This window comes from Streptomyces mesophilus (genome assembly GCF_040300965.1).
GTDB classification, from domain to species: domain Bacteria; phylum Actinomycetota; class Actinomycetes; order Streptomycetales; family Streptomycetaceae; genus Streptomyces; species Streptomyces mesophilus_A.
Window position 1 is genome coordinate 1 of record NZ_JBEPEW010000132.1, and the last position, 22837, is coordinate 22837.

The 22837-nt window shown below is 71.6% G+C and carries 9 protein-coding genes and 1 pseudogene; 3 read left to right on the plus strand and 7 right to left on the minus strand.

Annotated features, from left to right (window positions below; all coding sequences use genetic code 11):
- The 3 genes and pseudogenes from ABT367_RS32600 to ABT367_RS32610 form a co-directional block, all read right to left on the minus strand.
- Positions 1-239 (minus strand): annotated as a pseudogene (locus ABT367_RS32600) (2-oxoacid:ferredoxin oxidoreductase subunit beta); the annotation flags it as partial.
- Entirely contained in the window at positions 229-2130 is a 1902-nt protein-coding gene (locus ABT367_RS32605) for a 2-oxoacid:acceptor oxidoreductase subunit alpha (protein WP_434975589.1), read from the minus strand. The pseudogene ABT367_RS32600 and the gene ABT367_RS32605, both read right to left, overlap by 11 nt.
- 20 nt (positions 2131-2150) lie before the next feature.
- Positions 2151-3728 carry an acyl-CoA carboxylase subunit beta gene (locus ABT367_RS32610; protein ID WP_352256879.1) on the minus strand — a complete coding sequence of 526 codons (1578 nt, stop codon included), beginning with the start codon at positions 3726-3728 and terminating at the stop codon, positions 2151-2153.
- Positions 3729-4042: 314 nt separating this feature from the next.
- Between ABT367_RS32610 and ABT367_RS32615 the strand changes: the two genes are divergently transcribed.
- The 3 genes from ABT367_RS32615 (at position 4043) to ABT367_RS32625 (ending at position 7029) form a co-directional block, all read left to right on the plus strand.
- On the plus strand, positions 4043-4450 hold the full coding sequence (locus ABT367_RS32615) for a hypothetical protein (protein ID WP_352256880.1): 408 nt from the start codon (positions 4043-4045) through the stop codon (positions 4448-4450).
- A 172-nt stretch (positions 4451-4622) separates the two neighbouring features.
- Positions 4623-6125 carry an FAD-dependent monooxygenase gene (locus tag ABT367_RS32620; RefSeq protein WP_434975590.1) on the plus strand — a complete coding sequence of 501 codons (1503 nt, stop codon included), beginning with the start codon at positions 4623-4625 and terminating at the stop codon, positions 6123-6125.
- A gap of 142 nt (positions 6126-6267) precedes the next feature.
- Positions 6268-7029, plus strand: a complete 762-nt coding sequence (locus tag ABT367_RS32625) for a thioesterase II family protein (RefSeq protein WP_352256882.1) — start codon at positions 6268-6270, stop codon at positions 7027-7029.
- Positions 7030-7176: 147 nt separating this feature from the next.
- On the opposite strand, the gene ABT367_RS32630 is transcribed toward ABT367_RS32625, so the two are convergent.
- The 4 genes from ABT367_RS32630 to ABT367_RS32645 all read right to left on the minus strand — a co-directional run.
- Positions 7177-10494, minus strand: coding sequence for a non-ribosomal peptide synthetase (locus ABT367_RS32630; RefSeq protein WP_352256883.1), 3318 nt, complete (start codon positions 10492-10494; stop codon positions 7177-7179).
- A gap of 74 nt (positions 10495-10568) precedes the next feature.
- Positions 10569-13691, minus strand: a complete 3123-nt coding sequence (locus ABT367_RS32635; RefSeq protein ID WP_352256884.1) for a type I polyketide synthase — start codon at positions 13689-13691, stop codon at positions 10569-10571.
- Positions 13691-20278: a type I polyketide synthase gene (locus ABT367_RS32640; protein WP_352256885.1), complete on the minus strand. Its 6588-nt coding sequence runs from the start codon at positions 20276-20278 to the stop codon at positions 13691-13693. The genes ABT367_RS32635 and ABT367_RS32640 overlap by 1 nt, the downstream gene beginning before the upstream one ends.
- Before the next feature lie 17 nt (positions 20279-20295).
- On the minus strand, positions 20296-22837 hold a 2542-nt coding region (locus tag ABT367_RS32645; protein WP_352256886.1), incomplete at its 5' end, for a type I polyketide synthase.

A 22837-nucleotide genomic window follows, 5' to 3' on the forward strand; every position in this document is an offset into this window, starting at 1 on the left:
ATGGAGTGCATCCCGTAGGTGTTCATGTAGTACGGGAAGCGGCTCGAGCAGCCGATGCCCGAGACGAAGACGATGTTCTCCTTGGCGAGCCCGAGCTCGGGCATGAAGCCCTGCACGGCGGCGAGCACCGCGTAGTCACCGCAGCCGGGGCACCAGCGCACTTCCTGATCGGACTTGAAGTCCTTGGTGGCGAGGGGCACTTCGGAACGGGGTATCAGGGACAGCGCCTCAGCGGGCATCTTCGGCCTCCTGGATGGCGGTCGCGAGCTGCTCGGCTTTGAAGGGCATGCCGTTGACCTGGGTGAAGGACATGGTCTCGGTCAGGTACCGGGCACGGATGAGGGTCGCGAGCTGGCCGAGGTTCATCTCCGGGATCAGCACACGGTCATACGCCCGCAGTACGCGGTCGAGGTTGCGTGGGAAGGGGTTGAGATGGCGCAGGTGCGCCTGGGCGACTCGGCCGCCTCGGGCCCGCACGCGCCGTACGGCAGCGGTGATCGGGCCGTACGTGGAGCCCCAGCCGAGCACCAGCAGCTTCGCCTCGCCGGTCGGGTCGTCGACTTCGAGGTCGGGGACCTCGATGCCGTCGATCTTCGCCTGGCGGGTGCGGACCATGAAGTCGTGGTTGGCCGGGTCGTAGGAGATGTTGCCCGTGCCGTCCTGCTTCTCGATCCCGCCGATCCGGTGCTCAAGACCCGGCGTGCCCGGGATCGCCCACGGCCGGGCGAGGGTCTCCGGATCGCGCTTGTACGGCCAGAACACCTCCGTGCCGTCGTCCAGGGTGTGGTTGGGGCCCTGCGCGAACTGGGTGCGCAGATCCGGAAGTTCATCGACCTCGGGGATCCGCCACGGCTCCGAACCGTTCGCCAGATAACCGTCACTGAGGAGGAAGACCGGGGTGCGGTAGGTGAGCGCGATCCGGGCCGCCTCCAGAGCGGCGTCGAAGCAGTCGGCCGGAGTCTGCGGAGCGACGATCGGCACCGGCGCCTCACCGTTACGGCCGAACATCGCCTGCAGCAGATCGGCCTGCTCGGTCTTCGTCGGCAACCCCGTGGACGGGCCACCACGCTGAATATCCACGATCAGCAACGGCAGTTCCAGCGACACCGCGAGACCGATGGTCTCCGACTTGAGCGCCACCCCCGGACCAGAGGTCGTCGTGACCGCGAGGGAGCCGCCGAACGCCGCACCCAGCGCCGCACCGATCCCGGCGATCTCGTCCTCGGCCTGGAACGTGCGCACACCGAAGTTCTTGTGCTTGGACAGCTCATGCAGAATGTCCGAGGCCGGCGTGATCGGATACGAACCCAAGTACAGCGGCAGATCCGCCTGCTTACCCGCCGCCACCAGACCGTAGGACAGCGCCAGGTTCCCGGAAATATTGCGGTACGTGCCCGTCGGGAACGCCTTCGCCGCCGGCAACACCTCATACGAGACGGCGAAGTCCTCGGTGGTCTCACCGAAGTTCCAGCCCGCCCGGAACGCCGCCAAGTTGGCCTTCATGATCTCGGGCTTCTTGGCGAACTTCTGCTTCAAAAACGTCTCGGTGCCGTCAGTGGGACGGTGATACATCCACGACAGCAGACCCAGCGCAAACATGTTCTTCGACCGGCCCGCATCCTTACGCGACAGGTCGAACTCCTTCAGCGCCTCCACCGTCAGCGTGGTCAACGGCACCGGATGCACGCTGTAACCGTCCAGCGAGCCGTCCTCCAGCGGGTTGGTGTCGTAACCGACCTTCTGCATCGCCCGCTTGGTGAACTCATCGGTGTTCACAATGAGCTCGGCGCCACGCGGGACATCGGCGATATTCGCCTTCAACGCCGCCGGGTTCATCGCCACCAACACGTTCGGCGCGTCCCCCGGCGTCAGGATGTCGTGATCGGCGAAATGCAGCTGGAAGCTGGACACACCCGGCAGCGTGCCGGCAGGCGCGCGGATCTCGGCCGGGAAGTTCGGCAGCGTCGAAAGGTCGTTGCCGAACGAAGCCGTCTCCGAGGTGAAGCGGTCACCCGTCAGCTGCATACCGTCACCCGAATCACCGGCGAACCGGATGATCACCCGGTCCAGACGACGGACCTCCTTGGCGGACAGCTGTGTCGGTGCGGGGGCAAGGGATTCCACGGACATGCGCGTGTCGGCTCCTGTCATCACTGGGGCTGGTTCCCGTGCTTGCGGGATGGCTGCGTCACGTACTTGGTACGCAGTACGGCGAACGCGTCGATGAGCCGGACGCGGGTCTCCGCAGGGTCGATCACGTCGTCCACCAGGCCGCGCTCGGCTGCGTAGTAAGGGTGCATGAGCCGGTCGCGGTACTCCTTGATGTGCTGGCGGCGCGCGGCTTCCGGGTCGTCCGCGGCCGCGATCTCCCGCCGGAAGACCACACCCGCGGCGCCTTCCGCGCCCATCACGGCGATCTCGTTGCCGGGCCAGGCCAGCGAGATGTCCGAGCCGATGGAGCGGGAGTCCATGACGATGTACGCGCCGCCGTAGGCCTTGCGCAGGATCACCGAGACGCGGGGGACGGTGGCGTTGCAGTACGCGTAGAGCAGTTTCGCGCCGTGCCGGATGATCCCGCCGTGCTCCTGGTCGACGCCGGGCAGGAAGCCCGGTACGTCCACCAGGGTCACCAGGGGGATGTTGAACGCGTCGCAGAACTGCACGAACCGGGCTGCCTTCTCGCTGCCCTTGATGTCGAGGACCCCGGCCAGGGCCACGGGCTGGTTGGCGACGATGCCGACCACATGGCCGTCGAGGCGGGCCAGGGCGCACACCACGTTGGGCGCCCATGCCTCGTGCACCTCGAAGAACGCACCGGAGTCCACGCACTCCGCGATGACCGCGCGCATGTCGTACGCACGTTTCTGTTCGGACGGCACCAGCTCGCGCAGCACCGGGGTGAGGCGGTCGGGACGGTCGCCGCAGGGCTCCGCGGGCGGCTGCTCGCGGTTGTTGGAGGGCAGGAAGGAGAGCAGATAGCGCACATCCGCGAGGCAGCTCGCCTCGTCGTCGTAGGCGAACGCGGCGACCCCGGAGAGCGTGGTGTGGGCGTGGGCTCCGCCCAGCTCGTCATGGCTGATCTCCTCGCCCGTGACGGCCTGCACCACATCGGGGCCGGTGATGAACATCTGGGCGGTGCCCCGCACCATGAACACGAAGTCGGTCAGCGCGGGCGAGTAGGCGGCCCCGCCCGCGCAGGGCCCCAGCATGACGCTGATCTGCGGGATGACCCCTGAACTGCGCACGTTGCGCTGGAAGATCCCGCCGTAGCCGGCCAGCGCGGTCACGCCTTCCTGGATGCGGGCGCCGGCGCCGTCGCACAGCCCCACGAGCGGTGCGCCGGCCCGGGAGGCCATGTCCATGATCTTGTGGATCTTCTCGGCGTGCGCCTCGCCGAGGGAGCCGCCGAAGATCCTGAAGTCATGGGCGTAGGCGAAGACGGGGCGGCCGAACACCTCGCCCCAGCCGGTGATCACACCATCGGTGTACGGACGTCGGTCCTCCAGGCCGAAGCCGCTCGCCCGGTGTCTGCGCAGGCCCTCGACCTCGGTGAACTTCCCGTCGTCGAAGAGGAGTTGGAGTCGTTCGCGGGCGGTGAGCTTGCCCTTGGCGTGCTGCGTCATGGTGGCTCGGTCGCTCGGACCGCGCCGCATGGCGGCACGGACAGCCTCGAGTTCGGCGACCGTGCCGCGCTGCTGCCCGACCGGGGCGTCGTCCAGGGCGGTCATGGGAGGGTCCCTTCCGGTCGTCGTGAAGACCGCATGGCGCATGGGTCTCGTGATGATCCGGCGGCCAGCTTCTGCCATGCGGCTAGAAGGCGGTTCGAGCTTTGGACGACAACGGCTCATGCCTCGACCGCCGCTCCAGCGGCGCGCGAGTGCGCGTCGAGACGCCCCTGGCAGGCTCGCCCGCGTGAGCTCCGGCGGGATCGGTGAAGAGCCTCACCGAGTCCTCGACCGGCCCGCCGGCCGCATGCCATCCCCCACGGGCGACCCGCGGGCCTCCTCGCCCGCCCGTACGCCCCGCACGACAAGGAGCCCTCATGTCCCCCACGCTCGACGCCAAGGACAAGCTCGCGCTGCGCAACGCCGCGTACGGAGCGGTCACGCTGATGGCGGCCGCCGCCGGCGCCGACTCTCCGCACAAGGTGGCCACACAGGGCAGCATCGCCCTGACGTCCGCGACCGGTCTGGTCGGTCATGTCCTGGCGGAGAAGAGCCAGGTCGGCGACCTGAGCGGCAAATCGGCCGCCGAGATCGCCGACCGTGTCCTGCCCGCGCTGACGCAGGCGATGGAACTGCTCAAGGAGCGGGTCCCCGAGGAGGCCGAGAACTTCCGCGGCACCGTTCTGGTCGCGGTCGAGGCCTCCGCCCGTACCGGCAAGGGCGAACCGCAGCCCACGCTCACCGCGATGAGCCAGAAGATCACCCAGGCGCTCGACGCCGCCTGACAGCCGTCCCGCCGGCGGGACATGACATCCGCCGGCGGCCATGGACAGCCCGGCGTGCGCCGGGCTGTCCCGGCACCTGAGTGCCTTGAACGACCGCTGCCCGTGCGTGAACGTGAGCTGACGACGTGACAGGGCGAGGCGACTGAAGGGCAACGACGTGGGAGACACCGGTATGGACACCGATGTGATCGTCGCGGGCGCCGGGCCCACGGGCCTGATGCTCGCCTGCGAGCTGCGGCTCGCGGGCGTCGACGTGGTCGTGCTGGAGCGGCTGCCGCAGCGCTCGGGCGAGTCGCGGGCGGGCGGGATCCACTCCCGCACCCTGGAGATCCTCGACCAGCGCGGCATCGTGGACCGGTTCCTCGCCGAGGGCGATCTGCAGCCGGTCGGTCACTTCGCGGGCCTCTACCTCGACTTCGACGAGTCGGAGTCCCGCCACCCGTACCCGCTGATGATCCTGCAGTCCGACATCGAGCGGATCCTGGAGGAGTGGGCCGCCGAGCTCGGCGTCCGCGTGCTGCGCTCGAGCGAGATATGCGGCCTCGCGCAGGACGAGGAGAGCGTGACCGTCGAGACACGCAGTCCCGCGGTCACGGGTCCGACCCTCACGGCCCGCTATCTGGTGGGCTGCGACGGCGGCCGGAGCACCGTGCGCAAGCTGGCCGGTATCGGCTTCCCCGGCACCGAGGCGACGATGACGGCGCTGATCGGCGACGTCGAACTGCCGGAGCTCCCCGAGGACTATGTGTGGGTGCGCCGCACCCCTGGCGGCGACTACTCGGCGATCGCCTTCCAGCCCGGCTGGCACCGGGTGATCACCTCCGAGTTCGACCGGGTCGTGGACCGCGACGAGGAGGTCACCTTCGAGCAGCTGCGGGAGTCGATGATCCGGGTCGCCGGCACCGACTTCGGTATGCGCAACCCCCGTTGGGTCTCCCGCTTCAACGACGCGGCACGGCAGGCCGACCGTTACGTGGCCGGCCGGGTGCTGCTCGCGGGCGACGCGGCCCACATCCACTTCCCCGCCGGCGGGCAGGGCCTGAACATGGGTGTGCAGGACGCGGTCAACCTCGGCTGGAAACTGGCCGCGGTGGTACGCGGTCAGGCACCGCGGACGCTCCTCGACAGCTATCACGCCGAGCGCCATCCCGTCGCGGAACGCGTCCTTGCCAACACCCGGGCGCAGTCTGCGCTGGTGCGGCCCGGGCCGCAGACCGACGCGCTGCGTGAGGTGTTCGGCTCACTGATCGTGTTCGACGACGTCAACCGGTACCTGCGCCATCTCCTGACGGCGCTCGACATCCGCTACCCGATCGACGGTGACCACCCGCTCGTGGGCCGCCGCGTCCCGGACGCCTGGCTCGACGACACCGAGGACGCCGAGCGCGTCTACGAACTGCTGCACTCGGGGCGGCCCGTCCTGCTCGCACTGCGGGACGACACCGATCTGGCGCTGGTCGCCAAGGGCTGGGCCGACCGCGTCGACCTCGTGGAGGCGAGCAGCGGACAGGACTTGTGGAACGTACCGGCCGTCGGCGACATCCCCCCGCCGGCCGCGCTGCTCGTACGGCCCGACGGCCATGTCGCCTGGGCCGCCGCGGAGGGCACCGCGCCCGACCTGCCGGCGCTGCGCGGCGCGCTCACGACGTGGTGCGGGCCGGCTCTGCAGGGCTGAGCGGCATCGGACATCAACGGGCGCGGCCGACGACAGCCGGTAGGCGATGACCGCCGCGGCCCACGACAGCCGGCGCGCGATGACGGGCGCGTACGGGAAGAGACGGCGCGCCATGACGGCCACCGACGAAGGGACACCGCACGTGAGCAGCACGTGGTTTCGACGCTTCACCAAGTCCACGGGAGGCGGGCCGCGGCTCGTGTGCTTCCCGCACGCCGGTGGCTCGGCCACGGCGTTCAAGGAACTGGCGCACCATCTGCCGAGCGCCTTCGACGTGCTGGCGGTGCAGTACCCGGGGCGCCAGGACCGCTTCCGCGAGGAACCGTTCGCCGAGATCGATCCGCTCGTGTCGGCGCTGGCCGCGGAGTTGACCCGCGAGCTGGCGGCCGACGCCGGGCGGCCCTACGCCCTGTTCGGTCACAGCATGGGAGCGCTCGTCGCGTTCGAGACCGCGCGGATTCTGACCGCCGAACGGCGGCTGCCCCCTCCAGAGCGGCTGTTCCTCTCGGGCCGGGGCGGGCCCGAGCACCGCGACAGCGCGTACGAGATGTTCGACGACAAGGACGTGCTCGAGGACGTACGCCGCCTCGGCGGCACGGACCAGGAGATGCTGGAGGACCCCGATCTCCTCGAGCTGGTGATGCCGGCGCTGCGGGCGGACTACCGGATGCTCGGTGCGTACGAGTGGGGCGGGGGCGAGCCGATCGGCGTGCCGGTGACCGCGCTGACCGGGGACAGCGACCCGATGACGACGGTCGAGGACGCCCGCACCTGGCAGCGGTACACCACCGGCGACTTCGCCCTCGAAGTCTTTCCCGGCGGCCACTTCTACCTCTTCGACCATCTGGAGAAGGTCGCCACGGCGGTCACCGACGGGCTGCTCGCGGGGGCGGCCGCGGGCTGAGGTCACCTGGCGTATTCGGGCGTACAAGAGCCCGGCGACTGCACGTTGTCGCCGGGCTCTTCGTTGTCCTGCTGTGCGGAGGGGGCGCCTCTCCCTCAGTGCGTGGGATCACGTGCCGCGAAGCCCGTGACCCCACGTCCGGCGCGGTCAGATGACCGCGCCCTCCCTCGTACGGCGGCGCAGGCTCGGCCTGCTGGACTGGCCGAGGTCCTTCCACATGTCCGACAGACCGGTGATGGTACGCGCCGCGAACAGCCGCCGGATGGACACCTCCTGGCCCAGTTCCGTCCGGATCAGACCGACAAGGCGGATGGCTCGCAGCGAGTTGCCGCCGAGGTCGAAGAAGTCGTCGTCGATGCCCACGCGGTCCAACTCCAGTACGTCGGCGAAGGCTTCGGCCAGTTTGCGTTCCCGGTCGTTGCGCGGCGCACGGTAGGCGTCGTCGTCGAGCGAGGGGGCGGGCAGCGCCGCCCGGTCGAGACGGCCCGCCGCGGTGACCGGCAGCCGGTCCAGGAGCGTGAACACCGACGGCACCATGGACTCCGGCAGCCAGCCGGCGGCGAACCGGCGCAGTTCGTCGGCCGACAGCGACGTACCGGCCGATGCCACCACGTACGCCACCAGGCGCTGCTGTCCCTGGCCGTCCTCCTTGACCACGACGGCGCACTGGGCGACGCCGCTGTGCTCGCTCAGCACTTCCTCGACCTCGGCGAGTTCGACGCGTACGCCACGGACATCGGCGTGCGCGTCGGCCCGCGCCACGTACTCGAGGCGTCCGTCGCTGCCCCAGCGCACCCGGTCGCCTGTGCGGTACATGAGCGAACCGGCCGGGCCGAACGGGCAGGCCACGAAGTGCTGCGCGGTCCTGACGGGTCGCCCGGGGTGGCCGCGCACCACGCCGAGTCCGGCCACGTACAGTTCGCCGGTCACACCGACGGGAACCGGTGCCAGGCCGGGGCCGAGGACGTACAGGGCGGTGTTGTCCATCGGGCGGCCGATCGTGCCCGCGTGGCGCACCGGCTCGTCCGCGGCGAGACGGTGGCAGGCCGCGACCACGGTGGCGGCGGTCAGGCCGTGGCCGTGGACGATGGTCAGCTCGGGGCAGGCTTCCCTGACCCTGCGCAGGGCGGCCGCGGACACCCGGTCGCCGCCGGTCCACACCTCGCGCAGCCCGGCGAAGGACGCGGGCCGCTCGGCGGCGATCGTGGAGAACTGGGCGGCGGGCAGCCACAGCGCGGTGATGGCGTGCTTGTGGCGTGCTTGGTCCAGGCCGTCGCTGCCGAGTTCGCCCGCGGGCGCCAGGACGACGCGGCCGCCGCTGAGCAGCGGTGCCCAGAACTCGAAGGCGAGGGCGTCGGAGGTATGCGGGGTGTGCCACAGCACCGTGCCGCCGGCGGCCTCGCGCCAGTTGGCGTCCGCGACGAACCGCTCGAGATTGCGGTGGGTGACGCCGAAGGGTGCCGCCGTGGCGGCACCCGAGTCGCCCACCACTGCCACCAGGCCGTCAGGGTGCGGCGCGACTGGGGCACTGGGCCCGGCGTCCTGCGAGAGGAGGTCGGTGAGGACGAGCGCGGACGCCTCCAGACCGCCGCCCAGCCGAACGGCCGTGTCCGCGTCGGTGAGCAGGGCGGACACCTCGGTCTCGCCGAGCTGTTCGCCGATGCGCTCCGCGGGGGCCGAGGAATCGACGGGAAGGTAGGCCGCGCCCGCCTTCACCACGCCGAGCAGCGCGACGGCGAGGTCCGCCGAACGGGGCAGGGCCACCACCACGATGCGGTCGGGGCCCAGGCCTCGGCCGCTCAGCGCTCCGGCGACCCGGTCGGTCCGCTGGTCCAGTTCGCGGTACGTCAGGGCCGTATCCCCATCGACCAGTGCGACGGCATCGGGGTGCTGCGCGACCTGCCGGGCGAACAGCTGCGGAACGGTCAGGCCCGCGGGCGGTGCCTCGGTGCCGTGCGAAAGCGCGAGTACCTTCTCGCGCCCGGCGCCGCCGAGCAGGTCGAGGGCGCCGATCTTCCGGCCGGGCTCGGCGACCGCGGCGCGGATGGAGGCGATCAACTCCTCTCCGATGAAGCGGAGTTCGGCCCGGTGGTAGAGGCGGGAGGGGGCGTCGAGCCGGATGAACAGGTCGCTGTCGGGGCTGCCGTCGGTGTAGACGCCGATGGACAGTTCCTCGAAGGTGCCGGTCGTGGCGCCGGCGTAGCGCGCCGGGCTGTCGCCGAAGTGGAGCTGGTCGACGAACTCGACGACATTGACCACGGCACCGTAACTGCCGCGGCCGCTCAGCGTGGTGCCGGCCGCCCGCTGGATGTCGGAGTAGTGGCAGGCGGTGTGGTCGAAGATCTCGTATGTCTCGTCCACGAGTGCCTCGGCCGTTTCGGCGAACGTCGCGTCCAGGCCGATACGGGCGCGCACCGGCACCACGTTCACCTCGAGGCCGGGGGTCCTGCTGGCCACGCCGACGCGGTTACCGACGGCGAGCGACAGCAGGAACTCCGGGCGGTCGCAGCGGTGGCGCAGGTAGGCCGCGGTGGCCGCGGTCAGCAGCTGGGACATCCACAGGCCCAGGGACTGAGCGGTCTTCGTCCAGGCGTCGGCCTCGGCGCGCGGCACGGTCAGCGTGCGGCTCACCATGCCTATGGTCTCGGCCACTTCCGACCACTGGTCGGCGCTGGAGAGCGGTTCGGACAGTTCGGCGCGCTGGGCGTCGGACAGGGCGACGCGTGGGATCTGGGCGGGCGGCGGCGCGTCCTTGAGATAGTCGCGCCAGAACTCCGAGTCCTCGGCGAACTTCGCGGAGGCCAGGTACTGCGTGGCTTCGTTCGCGAACGACTCGGCGTCCCAGGGGTGCGCGAGCTCGGGCACGGCCTCGCCGCGGACGAGCGCGGTGTACACCTCGGCGAGACGCCTGGAGAGCAGACCGCCCGCGCCGAACCCGTCCGAGATCAGGTGGTGGTAGGCGATGACGAGCAGGGAGCGGCTCTCGCCGAGGCGGACCACGCCGAGGCGGAACAGCAGGTCCTTCGTCAGGTCGAAGGGTTCGCGAACCAGGTCCGCCATGGCGTCGCGGGCCGCCTGCTCGGGGTCGGCCTCGGAGCCGAGGTCGAGGAAGAAGGGCCCCCAGTCGCCGAGTTCGCGAGGCACGAGGCGCAGCTCGCCCTCCCGCTCGACGAAGTTGACGCGCAGCACCTCCGCCTCGCCCATCACGTGCAGGAGCGCGGACCTGATGAGCTCCATGTTCAGCTCACCGTCCACGTCCCACATGGTCAGCGCGTGGTTCGGGGTGTCAGGAGCCATTTCCTGCGCCCGCCACATGCCCTTATGCGCAGACGACGCGCCGAACGAACGCACACGAATCAACCCCTCGACAAGAAAGCCTGGTTGCGGGCGAATGAGCAGAGCCCCACGCCCATGGTCATGGGCGGCAGGGGGCCGTTCAACACACCTTGAGCTCCGGCGGGACACTGCGCCGGCGGGCTTGCGTTGTCCCGCCGGCGAGACCTTGGGATGTCCCGCCGGCGAGACGACGAGCGGCGGATCTATGCGGCCGAGCAGGACACGATGTGCTCGGCGATCAGCCGCGGTGACGGGTGGCGCAGCACCACGTTCGGCTTCAGTTTGATGCCGGTCGACGCGGCCAGGCGCTTGCTGAGCTCCACGGACAGCATGGAGTCGAAGCCGAGCTCCTTGAACTCCTGGTCGGCGCCGACCACTTCACTGCTGGAGTGGCCCAGGACGACAGCGACCTTCGTCAGGACGTGGTCGAGTGCCAGGTCCCGCGCGTCCTGGCCGGTCAGCGTGGCGATCCGCTGCGACAGGGGTACGTCCTCCTGCACGGGAAGTTCCGGAGCGGATGCTTCCGCCTCCGGTACGGGCGTCTGCGAAGAACTGAGCCAGTAGCGGCGCCGCTGGAACGCGTAGGTGGGAAGGTCCACGCGTCGTCGCTCTCCGAGCAGGGCCGTGAAGTCCACGGCCGCGCCGGCGACATACAGCTCCGACAGCGAACCGAGGAGGGACTCCGACGCGGCGCGGCCGCGCCGCGTCGAGGCCAGCACCAGCGCGCCCCGCGAGTCCCCGAGTGCGTTCTCGACGGTGTCCTGCACCGGCATGGTGAGCACAGGGTGCGGGCTCATCTCTATGAACACCCGGTAGCCGTCCTCGGCCATCCGCCGGACCGAGGACTCGAACAGGACCTTCTCCCGCAGGCTGGTGTACCAGTAGGCGCCGTCCAGGCCCGCGGTGTCGAAGAGCGCGCCGTGCAGGGTCGAGTAGAACGGCAGGCGCGAGGAGACGGGGCCGAGTTCGCCCACCGCGGCGAGCACGTCGTCGCGTACGCGGTCGACGTGGTGCGAGTGCGAGGCATACTCGACCTTGATCCGCGAGGCCTGGGAGCCGTCGGCCTTCAGCGCGGCCACGAACTCGTCCAGGGCGTCGGGTTCCCCGGACACCACCACGGAGCGTGGGCCGTTGACGACGGCGACGCTGATGCGGCCGTCGAACGGGGCCAGCTTCGCCTCGACCACGTCCAGGGGTTCCGCGACCGACGCCATCGAGCCGTGGCCGATGAGTCCCGCCAGGGCCTGGCTGCGCCGCGCCACGACCTTGGCGGCCTCCCGCAGGGTCAGTGCGCCGCAGACGTGGGCCGCCGCGATCTCGCCCTGGCTGTGACCCACCACCGCGGACGGTTCGACACCGAAGGAGCGCCACAGGGCGGCCGTGGCCACCATCACCGAGAACAGCGTGGGCTGCACGACGTCGACCCGTTCGAGGCCAGGTGCGCCCGGCACACCACGGATCACGTCCAGCAAAGACCAGTCCACCCACTCGGCCAGGGCGGCCGCGCACTCATCGAGACTCTGCGCGAACACCGGGAAGGCGTCGTACAGTTCGCGCCCCATTCCGGCCCACTGCGAGCCCTGGCCAGGAAAGACGAAGGCCACCGGGCCGAGCTTGCCGGCCGCGCCACGCACCACGGAGGCGGACTCCGTACCGAGGCCGAGCGCTTGCAGCCCGGCCGTCAACTCCTCGCGTCCGCGGCCGAGAACCACCGCGCGGTGCTCGAACGCGGAGCGGCTCGTCACCAGTGAATGGCCCACATCGGCGATGTCCAGACCGGGGTCTGCGGCGACGAACTCCGCCAGTCTCGCCGCCTGTTCCTGGACCGCCTTGGCGCTCTTGCCGGACAGCACCCAGGGCACCACCCCGCCCGTGACGGGCTTCGGTTCGGTGTCGGGCTGCTCCTGGTACGGGGCTTCCTCCAGGACGACATGCGCGTTGGTGCCGCTGACGCCGAACGAGGAGACCGCGGCCCGGCGCGGGCCCTGTCCGCGGGGCCACTCGCGGCCCTCGGCGAGGACCTCGACGGCGCCCGATGACCAGTCGACGTGCCGCGACACCTCGCCGACGTGCAGGGTTTTGGGCAGATAGCCGTGCCGCATCGCCATGACGGTCTTGATGACACCGCCGACACCGGCCGCCGCCATCGTGTGGCCCAGATTGGACTTCAGCGATCCCAGCCATACGGGGCTGTCCTCGGCGCGGCCCTGTCCGTATGTCGCCAGCAGGGCGGTCGCCTCGATGGGATCGCCGAGCTTGGTGCCGGTGCCGTGCGCCTCGACCAGGTCCACGTCGGCCGGCGTGAGCCCGGCGTCGGCGAGCGCCTTGCGGATCACCTTCTCCTGGGCGCGGCCGTTGGGTGCGGTCAGGCCGTTGCTGGCGCCGTCCTGGTTGACGGCCGATCCGCGGACGACGGCGAGGACCGGGTGGCCGTTGCGCCGGGCGTCCGAGAGCCGCTCCAGGAGCAGGACGCCCACCCCCTCCGCCCAGCCGGTCCCGTCGGCTCCGTCGGCGAACGCCTTGCAGCGGCCGTCGGGCGACAGAGCGCGCTGGCGGGAGAACTCCACGAACATCGCGGGGGTCGCCATCACCAGCGCGCCGCCCGCCAGCGCCATCGAGCACTCTCCCGCGCGAAGCGCCTGCACCGCCTGGTGCAGGGCCACCAGCGACGAGGAACAGGCCGTGTCCACCGACACCGCGGGTCCGGTCAGGCCGAGTTCGTACGACACCCGGCCGGAGGCCACGCTCAGTGAGCTGCCGTACAGAAGGTAGCCCTCGAGGTCCTTGTCGCCGCCCTCCAGAAAGCGCCAGCCGTATTCGGTCGAACTCACCCCGGTGAAGACACCGATCTCGTCGCCGCGCACCTTCGCCGGGACGATACCGGCGCGCTCGAAGACCTCCCAGGAGGTCTCCAGGAGCAGGCGGTGGTGCGGATCGACGGCCAGCGCCTCGCGCGGGCTGAGGTGGAAGAACTCCGCATCGAAGCCCGCGACGTCGTCCAGGAAGCCGCCTTGACGGGTGTACGCGGTGCCCCGGGTGTCCGGGTCGGCGTCGTACACGTCCCGCCAGCCGCGGTCGTCGGGGAAGTCGCCCATGACGTCGCGGCCTTCGCGTACCAGGTTCCACAGGTCCTCGGGCGAGGTCACGCCGCCGGGGTAGCGGCAGGCCATGGAGACCACGGCGATCGGCTCGTTGCGGCGGGCCGTCAGCTGTTCGTTCTCCTGCCGCAGGCGGTCGCGCTCCTCGAGCAAGGTGCGCAGGGCCCGCTGGATCCGGTCGTCGGTCCTGCCCGCCGTACGTCCGGCGGAGCCGGTCACGTCGCTCATCAGTTGTCCTCCAGAGCCAGCTCGACCAGGGAATCCAGGTCCAGGTCCGACAGTTCGTCCGCGAGTGCCGCCTCGGCCGGGGCGGCGGATCCGTTCGGGCCGGCCAGTGCGAGGACCTGATCCAGCAGACCCGCGCTGCGCAGGCTTGCGATCGACACCGTGCTCAGCACCTCGCGCAGGTGTGCGTCGTCGGCCTCGGCCGCCGTGTCGTCCGCTGCGACCGGCTCGTCCGCCGGACGCAGCAGACCCGACAGGTGCGCGGCCAGTTCGCGCGGCGTCGGATAGCTGAAGACGAGGGTGGAGGCCAGGCGCAGGCCGGTCGACGCGGCCAGCAGGTTGCAGAGTTCGACGGCGGTCAGCGAGTCGAAGCCGAGCTGGGTGAACTGCTGGTCGACATCGATGCCCGCGCCGGAGGCATGGCCGAGTACGACGGCGACCTGGTCGCTCATCCACTCCAGGAGCACCTGGTCCGCCTCGTCGGCCGACAGGGCGGCCAGTCGTTCCGCGAGACCCGCCGGCGCGGCGGCCTTGGACGTCGTCGCCTGGGCGCGCCGGGGGCGGGCCGATGCCGCCAAATCCCTGAGCAGTGGTGGCAGTTCATCCGCGGCCCTGTTCCGCAGGGGCGTGAGGTCGACGCGGGCCGGGACCAGTGCGGGACTGCCGTGCGCGTGCGCCGCGTCGAACAGGGCCAGCGCGTCGGCGTTCGTCATCGGGGCGATGCCGAGCCGGCGCAGCCGCGACAGATCGGCCTCCGCGAGCTCCTCGGCCATGCCTCCGCTCTCGGACCACCATCCCCAGGCGAGCGAGCGGGCCGGCAGCCCGTCGGCGTGGCGCTGGGCGGCCAAGGCGTCCAGGAACGTGTTGGCGGCGGTGTAGGCCGCCTGGCCGCCGTTGCCGATTTGGCCCGCGTACGCGGAGAACTGGATGAACGCCGACAGGGCGTGCCCGCGCGTCAGTTCGTGCAGGTGCAGGGCGCCGCCCGCCTTGGCCGCAAGCGCCTGGTCGATGCTGTGCGGGGTGAGCGTCTCGAGTGTTCCGTCGGCCAGCACTCCGGCGGCGTGCACCACCGCGGTGAGCGGACTGCCGCCGGGCACGGAGGCGAGCAGCCGGGCCACGGCTTCCCGGTCGGCGACGTCGCAGGCCACGATCCGCACCTGCGCTCCCGCGGCCCGCAGATCGGCGGCGAGCTGGTCCGCGCCCTCGGCGGCGGGGCCGGAACGGCTGGTCAACAGCAGGCTGCGTACGCCGTGTTCGGCGACCAGGTGCCGGGCGACGATCGAGCCGACTCCCCCGGTTGCGCCGGTCACCAGTACGGTGCCGCCGCCGAAGCCGCCGCCGATCTCCAGGACCAGCTTGCCGACGTGCCGGCCCTGGCTCATCTCGCGGAAGGTGCGGCGGGCGTCGCGGATGTCGGACACCGTGAGCGGGTTGAGCTCGATGCTGCCGTCGGCGAACAGCTCCATGACGGCCCGGAACATTTCCTGGAGGGCGTCCGGGCCGGTCGCGTACAGGTCGAAGGCCTCGTAGTGGACGCCGGGATGGTCCGTGGCCACCTGCTCGGGGTCGCGGATGTCGGTCTTGCCCATCTCGACGAAGTGTCCGCCGCCGGGCAGCAGCGTGAGCGAGGCGTCGACGAACTTGTGGGCAAGGGAGTTGAGGACGACGTCCATCCCGCGCCCGCCGGTCGCGGCGAGGAACTTCTCCGCGAAGTCCAGGTCGCGAGAGGACGCCAGGTGGCTCTCGTCGATACCGAGCGCCTTGAGCGCGGGCCACTTGGCGGGGCTCGCGGTGGCGTACACCTCGGCTCCCAGGTGCTGGGCGATCCGCACGGCGGCCATGCCGACGCCGCCGGCGGCCGCGTGGATGAGGACGCGCCGGCCCTTCGCAAGACCGGCCACGCGCAGCAGTCCGTGGTACGCGGTGAGGAAGGTGCACGGCATGGACGCGGCCTGCGCGAAGCTCCACCCGTCGGGTACCGGCACGAGCATGCGGTGGTCCGCGATGGCGGTGCGTCCGAAGGCACCGGAGAAGATGCCGGTGACCCGGTCGCCGGGGGCCAGGTGCGTCACGTCGTCGGCCACGTCGAGGACGATGCCGGCGCCTTCGCTGCCGAGCCCGGCGTCGATGGCGGTCTCGTCGATGAGGCCAAGGGCGATCGTCACGTCGCGGAAGTTGAGGCCTGCGGCCTGCACGGCGATACGTACTTGTCCGTCGCGCAGGGGCGCCTCGACCTCAGGGCACTCGACCCACGTCAGGTTCTCCAGGGTGCCCCTGGTGGGGATGCCGAGCCGGTGGGCGCCGGACGCGGGGGGCTCGATGCGCTGCTCGTCGGGGGCGGCCACGGCCAGCCGGGGCACGCTCACCTCGCCCTCGCGCAGGGCCAGTTGGGGCTCGTCGAGGGCGAGGGCGTCGGGCAGTCGCGCCCAGGAGCTCTCGGCGTCGTCGAGGTCGACGAGCCGGAAGCGGCCCGGGTGCTCGGTCTGGGCGCTGCGGATCAGGCCCCATACGGATGCGCCGGGCAGTGAGGCGAGGCGTTCTCCGGCGCCGGTGTCCTGGGCGAGGCGGGTCAGCACCACCAAGGTGGTGTCGGCGAAGGCCGGTTGGGCGAGGAACTCCTGTGCGCGCTCCAGGACGTACGTGTCCGCGGCGGCGACGGTGCCGAGCACCTCGGTGCCGTCCGCCGCGGCCCCCGCGGCGGGCACGAGGTCGTCCAGGCACAGGACGAGGTGGCCGGGTGCCTCCGTGGTGGCCGCCGCGCCGAGGGACGCCTGGAGCGTGGCCCGGTCGCCGGCCGCGGCGAGGACCCGGGCGGCCAGACCTTCAGCGGTGCCGAGGACGGCGACGCTCCCGTCGAAGGCCGCGTCGGTCTCGTAAGGCCGCCATCGCACCTCGTACAGCGGCAGTGCCTGGCCGCCGCGCGCCGAGCGGACCTGTGCGGCGACGGCCGGCCGGAAGGTGAGGGCCGTGATCGTGGCCAGGTGAGCGCCTTGTTCGTCGGCGACAGTCAGGGAGATGCGGTCATCGCCGGTTCGGCGCAGGCGCACCCGCACGGTCGTGGCTGCCGCACGTCCGGCCGGCTCGACGCCGGACCAGGCGAACGGCATCCGGCCCTGTGCTCCGGTGACTTCGATGAAGCCGCCGACGATCGCGGCGTGCAGGACGGTGTCGATGAGCGCCGGGTGCAGGACGAACCCGTCGGCCGGGGCCCCGGCGTCGGGCGGGAGGGTGGCGAGGGCGAAGAGGTCGTCACCGTCGCGCCAGACCTCGCGCAGGCCGCGGAAGGCCGGGCCGTAATCGAAGCCGGCGTCGAAGAAGTGCTCGTAGAGGGTGTCGAAGGCAAGCTGTTCGGCCCGGGCGGGCGGCCACGCGGCCAGGGCCGCGGAGTCGTCCCGGATTGCGTCGCTGCCAGGTGCGAGGGTGCCGATGGCGTGGCGCAGCCAGCTGCCCTGTTCGTCGTCGGCCTCGGCATCGGCCGGGCGGGAGTACACGTCGAGGGCCCGGCGGCCGCGGTCGTCGGCGGCGCCGACGACGATGCGGACCTGGACGTCTGCCGTCTCGGGCAGGATCAGGGGGACTTCGAGGGTGAGTTCCTCCAGGGCGGTGCATCCGACGTGTACGCCGGCCGAGAGGGCAAGGTCCATCAGGGCGGTGGCGGGGACGACGGTCTCGCCGAACACGGTGTGGTCGGCGAGCCAGCCGTGGCTGCGCAGCGACCACAGTCCGGTGAGGACGGTTTCGCCGGTCCCGGGGTGCTCGACCAGGGCTCCGAGCAACGGGTGTGCGGGATCGGCGAGGCCCGCGGAGGTGACGTCCGCCGACTGCCGGCCGGCCAGGAAGTCCATCCAGTAGCGCTGGTGCTGGAAGGCGTAGGTGGGCAGGTCGACTCGGCGCCGCTTGCCGAACACGGCGTCGAAGTCCACCGAGACGCCCCGTACGTGCAGTTCGGCCAGGGCGCCGAGCAGCGCCTGCGCGGCCGGGCGGTCGCGCCGGTTCGCCGGCAGCACCACGGCATCCGTGACGTCCTGCGCGGCGAAGGCGTCCTTGGTGAGACCGGTGAGCGTGGCGCCCGGACCCACCTCGACGAAGACCGTCGCGCCCAGGGCGCGGGCGCCCTCCACCGCGTCGTGGTAGCGCACGGGTTCGCGGACGTGGCCGACCCAGTAGGCGGCGGTGGAGAGTTCCTGTGCCGTGACCTCGCGGCCGAGCCGGGTCGACACGATGGGCACAGCCGTCTCGCCCGGGGGCAAAGAGCCGAGCGCCGCCGCGAAATCATCCAGGATTGGGTCCATGAGCGGGGAGTGGAAGGCGTGCTCGACCGGCAGCAGCTTCGCTGAGGTGCCCGCTGCGACGAGCCGGTCGCGGATCGCGTGCACCTGCTCGCGCAGGCCCGAGACCACTACGGACTCGGGGCCGTTGACGGCTGCGAGTCCGACGCGGTCGAACTCGGCGAGCAGCGGGGCGATGCCGGCCTCTCCGGTGCGTACGGCGAGCATCGCACCGGGTTCGGTGACGCTCTGCATGGTGCGTCCGCGGGCGGCCACGAGCCGGGTCGCGGTGTCCAGGTCGAGGACGCCGGACACATGGGCGGCGGCGATCTCGCCGACCGAGTGGCCCACGAGCCGGGCGGGCGGCGGGCCGACGTGGGTGAGCAGCCGGTACAGGCTGACCTGCAGCGTGAACAGGGCCGCCTGCGCGATGTCGGTGCGCTCGCGGCCGGCCGGCTCGTCGGCGAGGAGGAGGTCGCGCAGCGCGAACGGCAGCTGAGTGTCGAAGCGGTCGCAGATCTCGTCGAGGCTGCGGGCGAAGACCGGGTAGGTGTCGTACAGCTCCCGGGCCGCACCGGCCCAGGGCGAGCCCTGGCCGGGGAAGAGGAAGACCGTGCCGGCCGTTTCCGTGGCCGTGCCGCTCACCACGGCGGGGGTGTGCGTGCCGTCCGCGAGGGCGCTCAGGCCGCCGAGGAGTTCCTCGCGGTCACGGCCGACGACCACCGCGCGGTGTTCGAGGGCGCTGCGGCCCGCCGCCAGCGACCAGCCGGCGTCGGCGAGGTCCAGGTCCTTGTCGGCGGCGGCGAAAGCGTGGAGCTTGGCCGCCTGGGCACGCAGGGCGGGCACCGACCGCGCGGACAGCACCCACGGCGTCCAGGGCGCCACGTCGGTTCCGCAGTAAGGGAGTTCGTGCTCCTCGTCGGGCTCGGGATCCGGCTCGGGTGCCTGCTCCAGGACGACGTGCGCGTTGGTGCCGCTGACACCGAAGGCCGACACTCCGGCGCGGCGGGGCCGGCCGTCCTGCGTGGCCCACACGCGGGGCTCGGTGAGCAGTTCGACCGAGCCGGCCGACCAGTCCACGTGGGTGGAGGGACGGTCCACATGCAGCGTCTTCGGCAGTACGCCGTGCTCCATCGCCATGATCATCTTGATGAGGCCGGCGACACCCGCCGCGGCCTGGGTGTGGCCGATGTTCGACTTGAGCGAGCCGAGCCACAGCGGGTCGGTGCTCTCGCGTTCCTGCCCGTAGGTGGCAAGGAGCGCACCGGCCTCGATGGGGTCACCGAGCGTCGTGCCGGTGCCGTGCGCCTCCACGGCGTCCACATCTGCCGGCTGCAGCCGGGCGTTGGCCAGGGCGGCCCTGATGACACGCTGCTGCGCGGGACCGCTCGGCGCGGTCAGGCCGTTGGAGGCACCGTCCTGGTTGATCGCCGAGCCGCGGATCACGGCCCAGACCTTGCGGCCGTTGCGGCGCGCCTCGGAGAGCCGCTCCAGGACCAGCACGCCCACGCCCTCGGAGAACCCCGTGCCGTCGGCCGCGTCCGCGAACGCCTTGCACCGGCCGTCCTCGGACAGGCCACGCTGCTTGGACATCTCCCGGAACACCTGCGGCATCCCGACCACGGTGACGCCGCCTGCGAGCGCGAGGGAGCACTCCCCCTGGCGCAGCGATTGCACCGCCTGGTGCACCGCCACCAGCGAGGACGAGCACGCGGTGTCCGTCGACAGCGAGGGGCCCTCCAGGCCGAGGGCGTACGAGACCCGGCCGGAGGCCACGCTGAGCAGCGAGCCGATCTGCGCGTAGCCCGCGATGGACTCGGGGGTCTCGAAGTGGTTGCCGTAGCCGAAGTAGGCCAGGCCCGCGAACACCCCGGTGTCACTGCCGCGCAGGGACTCGGGGGCGATGCCGGCACGCTCCAAGGACTCCCACGATGTCTCCAGGAGCAGGCGCTGCTGGGGGTCCGCAGCGGCGGCCTCGCGTGGATTGATGCCGAAGAACTCGGCGTCGAAATCGCCGGCGTCGTACAGGAATCCGCCCTTGCGCGTGGAGCAGGAGCCGGGCCGGTCCGGGTCGAAGAGGCCCTCGAGGTCCCAGCCGCGGTCGTCGGGGAAGTCCGACATGACGTCCGCGCCCTGGTTCACCAGCTCCCACAGCTGCTCCGGTGAGGTGACGCCGCCCGGGAAGCGGCAGGCGACACCCACGATCGCGATCGGCTCGGCAGCGGCGTCGGTCAGCTCCTGCAGGCGCTTGCGCGTCTCGAGCAGCTCGATCGAGGTCCGCTTGAGGTAGTCGAGAACTTCGGCGTTGTTGTCGTTGGTCATGGCTCTTCCGGTCTCCCCTAGCCGAGCTCTTTGTCGAGCAGCGCGAGCAGGTCTCCCGCTGAGGCCGAACTGATCTGGTCGGCGACCCCTTGGGGTGCCCCGGCGCCCGTCAACGAACGCACCCGGCCCTGCAGTTCGCCCAGCAGGGTCGAGACGGTGGCCTGCTCGTCCCGGTCGAGCGAGCGGAAGGCCTCCTCGAGGCGGCCGCCGAGCCCTTCGATCTCCTTGGCCAGGTGGGCAAGCGGCGACACCGGCTGCGGCGCCGTCTGCGGGCCGATCGCCGCGCTCAGGAACTGGGCGATGGCGGCCGGTGTGGGGTGGTCGTACGCGAGGGTCGCGGGCAGCTTCAGACCGGTGACCGCCGAGAGGCCCTTGCGCAGCTCCAAGGCCGTGAGCGAGTCGATGCCGAGCTTCTTGAACGACTCGCCGGGCGAGATCCGCGCGGCATCGGCATGCCCGAGCACGAGCGCGGTCTGGGTCCGTACGGCCGCCAGGAGCGCCGCCTCGGCCTGGCTCCTGTCCATCGACTTCAGCTGCTCGGCCAGTCCCCCGTCACCGCCCGGCCGCTGAGACGCGTCGTCTGTGTCCGCGACGGCACCTGCCAGGGTCCGCAGCAGCGGCGAGCTCAACTCGCCGAGCGACGACAGGTTCAGGCGTACGGGAACGAGCTCCGGCTCGGCGCAGGCCAGCGCCGCGTCGAACAGCGCGAGGCCCTCCTGCGAAGCCATCGGGGACACGCCCTGGCGCAGCATGCGCTCGAGGTCCTTGTCACCGAGGCCGGCGCTCATCTCGCTGCGCTCTGCCCAAAAGCCCCAGCACAGTGCCTGTCCGGCCAGGCCTTCGGCCCGGCGGGCCTGGGCGAGGCCGTTGAGGAAGGCGTTGGCAGCCGCGTAGTTGGCCTGCCCGGCGAGGCCGAGGACGCTCGCGACGGAGGAGAACAGGACGAACGCGGACAGGTCCAGGTCCCGGGTCAGCTCGTGCAGATGCCAGGCGCCGCGGACCTTGGGTGCGAGCACCGCGTCCACACGCTCCTGCGTGAGGGCCGTGAGGACGCCGTCGTCGAGGACTCCCGCACAGTGGACGACGGCGCTCAGCGGGTGCTCGGGGCTCACCGCGGCGAGCAGGCCGGCCACGGACTCACGGCTCGTCACATCGCAGGCCGCGAAGTCGACATGGGCACCGGCCTCGGTCAGTTCCGTCCGCAACGCGGCCGCCCCCGGGGCGTCGGCGCCGCGCCTGCCGGTCAGCAGCAGCCGCCGTACGCCGTGCTTGGCGACGAGGTGCCGGGCGAGCAGCGCGCCCAGGCCGCCGGTGCCTCCGGTGATCAGCACGGTGCCCGAACCGAGGGGTGAGCCTGCGTCGGGTGCCGGCCGGCCGGACTCGGTGCTCACCGTGGCCAGTTGGGGCGTGCTGATCCGGCCGGCCCGGATCTTGAGCTGGGCCTCACCGGTCGCTGCCGCGGCCGTGACCGCGGCGAGGGAGGCTTCCTCGCCGTCGAGGTCGACGAGGACGAACCGGTCGGGGTTCTCGGTCTGCGCGCTGCGCACGAAGCCCCAGACCGCGGCGGCCGCCGGGTCGGGGTGCGCCACCTGGTCGTCGGGGAAGGCGTCGCGGGTCACCACGACGAGCCGGGAGTCGGCGAAGCGCTCGTCGGACACCCAGGTCTGCGTCCAGTGCAGCGTCTGACGCACCGCACGCTCGGTGGCAGCGATGACGTCGGCGGGGTCGGCCGGGTCGACGGCGACGACGACGGAGCGGGGTATGTCCCCGCAGAGCACGGCGAGTTCACCGAGATCGGGGTAGACGGCTCGGTCGGCTCCCAGGGCGGCGGTGACCGGGTCGGTGCCGCCCACGATGGCGTAGGCATCGTCGGCGGCGGCCGTGACGGGTGCCCAGTCCAGACCGAACAGCGCGTCCTGGCTCTCGAAGCTCAGCTCGGTCAGCCGGGCGACGTCCGCCGGGCGCAGCACGAGCCGGTCGACGGCGCCGATGACGGTGCCGCCGGGGTCGGCGAGCGTGACGGACAGGGCGTCCTCACCCGCCGGGGCGAGCCGCACGCGCAGTGCGGTCAGGGGTTGTCCGACGTTCAGGGTGAGGCCCTCGTACCGCTGTGGCAGCAGGCCCTCGGACTGCCCGTCGTCGGTTGACGTGCCGAGGCCCGCCGCGAGCACCGCCGCGTGCAGCAGTGCCGGATGCAGGGCGAAGGCACCCTGGGCCGTGCCGTCCTGGGGCAACTCCACCTCGGCGTACAGGGTGTCGCCCTGTCGCCAGGCGGCCTTGAGACCTCGCAGCAGCGGTCCGTGCTCGAAGCCGAGGCGGGAGAGCCGTGCGTACTCGCCGGCCACGGGCACCTCCGTCGCGCCCGTGGGCGGCCATACGGTCAGGCCGTCCGGCGCCGGCGCCTCGTCGGTGAGCATGCCGGCGGCGTTGCGTGTCCATCCGCTCTCGCCGTCGCCGCGCGAGTACACGCCGAGGGTGCCGTCGCCGTCGGCCACGACGCGCAGTTCGCGCTCGCCGCTGCGGCTGAGGACGAGGGGTGTGTGCAGGGTGAGTTCGCCG